Origin of the sequence: Aequoribacter sp. (genome assembly GCF_965659035.1) — a bacterium.
In the GTDB taxonomy this organism is placed as follows: domain Bacteria; phylum Pseudomonadota; class Gammaproteobacteria; order Pseudomonadales; family Halieaceae; genus Aequoribacter.
Genome location: NZ_CBFHWH010000143.1, coordinates 1 through 2,556 on the forward strand (window position 1 = coordinate 1; position 2,556 = coordinate 2,556).

The window sequence follows — 2,556 nt, forward strand, 5'->3', positions numbered from 1 at the left end:
CATCACACTCAGTGCGTGCGGCTAAACTTCCGCAGCAGATTTAAGCCGTCTGAGATCTTTTGATCGCCACCAAGCGATAAGACCAACTCCTCCGGTACAAGCAGCACCCACAAGCACGGCAGGCACTACGCCCATCCAAGCCGCGACGGCGCCACCGCGCAAATCGCCCAGTTCATTTGATGACGCAATGAACAGCGAATTCACCGCATTCACGCGACCGCGCAACTCATCTGGGGTAGCTAGATGTACAATGCTCGTTCGCAATATCACACTGACCATATCGGATGCGCCATAAATGAATAACGCGAGCAAGCTCAACCAATACAACTCTGATAAACCAAAAATCACAATGGAGATCGTAAAGGCCGCAAGGGCCAAGAACAAAGCCCGACCCGAATGTGGACCGTGTCCAAACCTTGAAATCACTAACCCAGCTGCCACTGAGCCCAAAGCTGGCATAGCTCGCATATACCCCAATCCTTCGGGCCCGACTTGCAGAATATCCATGGCATAAATAGGTAAGAGCACCATCACGCTGCCCATCATAACGGCGAACAAATCAATGGCCATTGATGGGAAAACCAGGGGGTTACGCCAGACAAAAATAATGCCTTGAACCACATCGCGCCATTCGCGCTGTGTTTTTTTAACCATTGCCGGTTCGTTCAATAAGGTCACAGCAATAAAGGCAACAAACATCAACGAGGCGATAATCCAGTACACTTTCACATCGAACCAATGCAATAAATAACCGGCAACGAAAGGCCCTACAGTCGTCGCTGTTGTCCATACCGTACTGGCTACTGATACTGCCTGCGAAAGTTCAGTCTTACTGACCAATCCGGGCAAAATCGACTGAATAGAAGGCCCAACGAACGCGCGCGCACACGAATTGCTCAGCAGTAACAGATAAATCCAACTGACATCTTGCACACCGTCACGTAGTATCCACGCGAGTGTGCAGTAGGTCAGCATTTGAACCACAATCGTCACTTGCAGCACTCGCCGCCTGGGCGCATTATCAACGACCCAACCTGACACCAAAAATAAAGCCCAAATTGGCACAATTTGAGTCAAGCCAATGAACGCCAAATCCATAGCGTCACCTGTTGCTTCGTAGATATGCCAACCCACAGCAACCGCTAAACTCGTCACCGACAAACTCAAAAATACCCGCAGCACCAGGTATAGGACGAAAGACCGATTCTTGAATAGATGTGACGATGACATAGTGTGGGTCTACTTTTTGACGCAGACGATTTCCATACGAAATTGGGCCGCTACACTACGCCAGCTTTGCCCTATGGGCAAGTTATGTAAGTGCAATAACCCTTGCGAGAAACCGTTGGTTTGGGCAATCGAGGAACAAAAGATAAACATGAACACGATAGCACCATCATTGCTGAATCACTCGCTTTCCCATTAAGATGGATGGTATGACACAAAGATCAAGGATCCTTATGCCAACCATCGGAACCCCATTTTCATCCACAGCCACCAAGGTTCTTCTTTGCGGTTCAGGTGAACTAGGCAAAGAAGTGGTCATCGCTTTACAGCGCCTCGGGGTAGAAGTCATTGCCTGCGACCGCTACGCTAACGCCCCTGCCATGCAGGTAGCAGATCGTAGTCACGTGCTGTCGATGCTCGACGGAGTTGCCTTACGCGCAGTGATCGAGCAAGAGCAACCTGATTACATCGTGCCCGAAATTGAGGCGATCGCTACCGACACCTTAGTCGAGCTTGAGTCTGAAGGATTCAACGTGATCCCCACTGCCAAAGCGGCACAGCTCACCATGAATCGGGAGGGCATTCGCACTCTCGCAGCAGAAACCTTAAATTTGCCGACATCAGCCTATCGTTTTGCAGACAATTACGACGATTTTCAGGCAGCGGTGGGTGCCATAGGATTTCCCTGCATTGTTAAACCGATCATGAGCTCGTCAGGCAAAGGCCAAAGCATGGTCAAGTGCGCGCAGGACATTGAACGTGCCTGGCAATACGCCCAAGAAGGTGGCCGCGCTGGAGCGGGCCGTGTCATTGTCGAGGGATTTATCGACTTTGATTACGAGATCACGCTCCTCACAGTGCGACACATCGATGGCACCAGCTTCTGCCAGCCAATTGGGCATCGCCAGGAAGACGGTGACTACCAAGAATCTTGGCAACCTCAAGCCATGTCGGTTGTCGCGCGAGAAAAATCCGAACACATAGCAAAAACAATCACCGATGCATTAGGCGGCCGGGGGCTGTTCGGTGTGGAATTATTTATCAAGGGTGACGACGTTTGGTTTAGCGAAGTATCACCCCGTCCGCACGATACCGGCATGGTTACGCTGATCTCTCAAGACCTATCGGAGTTTGACTTGCACGCCCGCGCCCTGCTGGGCTTGCCAATTCCGATCATTCGTCAGCGCGGCCCATCAGCATCAGCCGTGATCTTGGTCGAGGGCGAATCCAATAAAACGGCGTTCGGAAATTTGGCCCAAGCGCTAAAAGAGCCTGATACCGACCTGCGCTTATTCGGCAAGCCCGAAGTCTCAGGTAAACGCCGTATGG

2 protein-coding genes are annotated in these 2,556 nt (G+C 51.3%); one reads left to right on the forward strand and one right to left on the reverse strand.

Features of this window, described 5'->3' with window-relative positions:
- Positions 1-21: 21 nt before the first annotated feature.
- Entirely contained in the window at positions 22-1,230 is a 1,209-nt protein-coding gene (locus ACTF5Z_RS11790) for an MFS transporter (protein ID WP_438985807.1), read from the reverse strand.
- A 230-nt stretch (positions 1,231-1,460) separates the two neighbouring features.
- Here ACTF5Z_RS11790 and purT point away from each other — a divergent pair.
- Positions 1,461-2,556, forward strand: a 1,096-nt coding sequence (gene purT / locus ACTF5Z_RS11795) for a formate-dependent phosphoribosylglycinamide formyltransferase (RefSeq protein WP_438985808.1), incomplete at its 3' end; no start/stop codon positions are given.